The organism is Marilutibacter maris (assembly GCF_006546735.2).
In the GTDB taxonomy this organism is placed as follows: Bacteria; Pseudomonadota; Gammaproteobacteria; order Xanthomonadales; family Xanthomonadaceae; genus Marilutibacter; species Marilutibacter maris.
In genome coordinates this window covers 1-2,824 of sequence record NZ_VICD02000194.1, presented here as the reverse complement: position 1 = coordinate 2,824, position 2,824 = coordinate 1, and the positions used below count along the sequence as shown (strand labels likewise).

Annotated in this window: 3 protein-coding genes and 1 tRNA gene; 2 read left to right on the top strand and 2 right to left on the bottom strand. The window is 68.0% G+C overall.

The window, feature by feature from the left end; translation table 11 throughout:
• Window positions 1–368: 368 nt before the first annotated feature.
• Window positions 369–459 (bottom strand) — tRNA-Ser (locus FKV24_RS11275).
• A 218-nt stretch (window positions 460–677) separates the two neighbouring features.
• On the opposite strand from FKV24_RS11275, the gene FKV24_RS11270 reads away from it, so the two are divergent.
• Window positions 678–1,085, top strand: coding sequence for a DUF6165 family protein (locus FKV24_RS11270; RefSeq protein WP_111266071.1), 408 nt, complete (start codon window positions 678–680; stop codon window positions 1,083–1,085).
• A gap of 33 nt (window positions 1,086–1,118) precedes the next feature.
• Here FKV24_RS11270 and FKV24_RS11265 read toward each other — a convergent pair whose 3' ends face one another.
• On the bottom strand, window positions 1,119–1,619 hold the full coding sequence (locus tag FKV24_RS11265; RefSeq protein ID WP_141482456.1) for a DUF1203 domain-containing protein: 501 nt from the start codon (window positions 1,617–1,619) through the stop codon (window positions 1,119–1,121).
• 220 nt (window positions 1,620–1,839) lie between these two features.
• Here FKV24_RS11265 and FKV24_RS11260 point away from each other — a divergent pair, with 220 nt between their 5' ends.
• Complete coding sequence (locus tag FKV24_RS11260) at window positions 1,840–2,799, top strand: S41 family peptidase (RefSeq protein ID WP_141482455.1); 960 nt, start codon at window positions 1,840–1,842, stop codon at window positions 2,797–2,799.
• Window positions 2,800–2,824 lie beyond the last annotated feature (25 nt).

Below are 2,824 nucleotides of genomic sequence, written 5' to 3'. Positions count from 1 at the left end.
CTCGCCCCTGCGGGGCGGCCTTCGGCCGTCCAGATCGGCGGTCGTGCCGATCTGTCGAACCGCGCTGCGCGCGGGCTTTCCGAGCAGGTGTGCTCATCCAGGTCCCCGCACTCCGCCAGATATGAAAAACGCCCCACGAGGGGGCGTTGTGTTTGAGGAGCAGCGCGCACCTTGAGGGGGGCGGCGAACGGATCGAGGGGGATGGACTCGGGCCATCCGTGGCCCTCGCCCCTGCGGGGCGGCCTTCGGCCGTCCAGATCGGCGGTCGTGCCGATCTGTCGAACCGTGCCTGCGGCACGGGTTCTCATCCAGATCCCCGCACTCAGTCAGATACGAAAAACGCCCCACGAGGGGGCGTTTTTCATATCTGGCGGAGAGGGGGGGATTCGAACCCCCGAGGCGCTATTAACGCCTGCCTGATTTCGAGTCAGGTACATTCAACCGCTCTGCCACCTCTCCGGTGTCCTGCCGGCAACTTCCAGCAGGCGCGGGGGCGCCATGATACGGGGCGGAACCGGGGCCGGCAAGCGGTTCCGTCATCGGAATCGAATCCGCCCGCGGAACCGGTGCGGCCGCGGCCCGGAAGCGGCCCCGATGCGGGTCGCGTTCAGCTCGTGCGGCGGCGGCACGGGGCTGTCGCGTTACACTGCAGCGTCTCCCACAGACCGGCCCTGCGCATGTCCGAAATCCTCGTCCCCGTTTCCTTCGGTGAGCTGCTCGACAAGATCGCGATCCTGCAGATCAAGTCCGAGCGCATGAGCGACGAAGCCAAGCTCGCCAATGTCCGCAACGAGCTTTCGGCGCTGGAGAAGACCTGGATGGCGCACCCGGCCGCCGGCAAGGACATCGTCCGCCTGCGGGCCGACCTGAAGGCGGTCAACGAGCGCTTGTGGGAGATCGAGGACGACATCCGGCTCAAGGAGAAGGCGCAGGCCTTCGACCAGGAGTTCGTGAAGCTGGCGCGCAGCGTCTATTTCGAGAACGACACCCGCGCCCGGATCAAGAAGGAGATCAACCTCGCGCTGGGCTCGTCCTACGTCGAGGAGAAGTCCTACCAGGACTACGGCAGCGGCAGCGGCGCCTGAGCGCCGCTGCGACAGGCTGACGCCTCCGCGGGTTCAGGCACCCCGAGCCGCATCGGCACGTTCGACCCGGCACAGATAGCAGCCATGGGCGGCATGGTGCAGATGCAGGCACTCGACCTCGGCGACCTCCAGCAGGGCGGACATGCAGGCTTCCAGCGCGTCGCCGGTGGTGACGTCGGCGCCGATCAGGTCGCCGTCGCGGTTGTAGGCGCGCACCGACAAGCGCTTGCGGCGGAACTGCGGCGGCACCTCGTTGACCGCCGGCTCGGCCCGGACCGCGTCGCGGCTGACGAAGATCGCGCCCGAGGCGCGATACGGCGATGCGGTCACGTGATGGTCGAACGGCAGTAGCAGGACTTCTTCGCCGACCGCGGCGTTGTCCAGGCTGACCCGGCAGGGATAGGCCGTGGGGTCGTCGGCGATGCAGCGGCGCATGCCGCGCGCGGTCAGGCTGGCGTCGTCCAGCTCGAACAGCGGCGCGAACGGCTCGGCCGGCAGGGCGACGATCTTGAAGGCGGATTGGGTGACTGACATTGCGGTACCTCGGTCTCAACGGGGGCGGTGCGAGGATGATGGTCCCGCCCGGATGTCGGGTCTGGCCGCTTTCGGACATCGATCTGGGCTCGTGTTACCGGTAGCTACGGCACCTCTGGTAGGCAATGTCGCTCCCGTCCGCCCGTCGCCTTAAACGCCTCGCTCCACCCCGCATCCAAACGAGGCCGCTGTCCGGCGGCGCACGAACATTGGAGGGGGTATGCGGTACTTGCGGTGGGCGATGATTTTGGGGGTGTTCCTGGGATGCGCCGGGGTCTCGGCCGGGGCCGCCGATTCCGGAACGGCCGAGCGGGACACGAAGGCACTGGTCCAGTTCCAGTGCGAGGCGATCGAGCGGGTCTACTACGACCCGGCGATGGGCAGGCGACTGTGCCGCCAGCTGCGTGCCGCGCAGCGCTCGGGCGAACTGGCCGCGCTGCCCGCGCGCGACCGGCTCAAGCGGGTGACCGCATTGCTGCGCGAGACCTCCGGCGACGTCCATTTCTACGCCGGTCCGGTGGTGAAGGCGGCGAAGGCGGATACGCCCGATGCCGACGACAAGGCCGAGCCCGAGACGAACTGGAACGGTGGCATCACCCAGGTGCGGGTGTTGCCGCCCAATGTCGGCTACATCCGCTGGGACCGCCATCTCGCCGACGATGTCGCATTCGCCAGGATCATCAGCGCGCTCGAGCTGCTGGAGGGCGTCGACGCGCTGATCTTCGACCTCACCGGCAATCCCGGCGGAGATGGGCGCGCCAGCGGTTTCGTAAACCGGCATCTGTTCGCGGACGACGACTACCAGGACCTGCTGGTCAAGAGGTGCACCGGCGAGACGGAGTGGAAGCGCAGCGAGGTGCCGTACAACCATGCGCCGGGGCCGAAGTTCCCGCAGACGCCGGTCTACGTCATGGTGTCGGAGGACACCGGGTCGGCGGCCGAGTATTTCGCCTTCATCGTGCAGCAGATGAAGCGCGCGACCGTGCTGGGGAGCACCACCGCCGGGGCCGGCAACCCGGTGACCATGGTCAGCAACGACGCATACTTCGCCTACGTGCCGATCTGCCAGATCCAGACCCGCGACGGTGCGTCGATCGAGCGCCAGGGCGTGGTGCCGGACGTGGTCCTGCGATCCGACGATTGGTTGGCGGAAACGCTGGAGTACGTGCTCGCGCAGTGAGCGGTGCCGGGGCGCCGCATCGGCG